Origin of the sequence: Streptomyces sp. DH37 (assembly GCF_029813835.1) — a bacterium.
In the GTDB taxonomy this organism is placed as follows: domain Bacteria; phylum Actinomycetota; class Actinomycetes; order Streptomycetales; family Streptomycetaceae; genus Streptomyces.
In genome coordinates, this window is the sequence record NZ_JARVKV010000257.1 from 1 (window position 1) to 380 (window position 380).

Below are 380 nucleotides of genomic sequence, written 5' to 3' on the forward strand. Positions count from 1 at the left end.
GCTAGGGACAGCCACCATCGGATCCGGCAGGTCTGCGGATCACTCAGGGTTTCCTCGTCGATAAACTGGGTCGCAATGCCCTTACGGGCGCAATAGGCTTTGACAAAGTCATGCAGATCGAAACGCTCGTCATCGTTTTCATACCAGCGCCAATTCACCCACCGTCTCGGGGTGATGATGAGGATGACGTTGACCCGATTGGCCCCGCGCAGCTCTTCGATGGCCTGGACAATGGCACTTGCGGCATGTCTCGCACCTTGCTCCCTTCCTGCATCGGCCGGAGGTTCGTCAGGCGCTTGCCACGCAAGGTCGCCTGGCTGGGGGATAGTGAGAGGCAGTCCAAAGGCTTGATGAAACCCTGGAAAATCCATCAGATAGTC

At 57.6% G+C, this 380-nt stretch carries 1 protein-coding gene; it reads right to left on the minus strand.

Annotated features, from left to right (window positions below; genetic code table 11):
• On the minus strand, positions 1 to 380 hold a 380-nt coding region (locus tag QC029_RS30930), incomplete at both ends, for a hypothetical protein (RefSeq protein ID WP_279559149.1).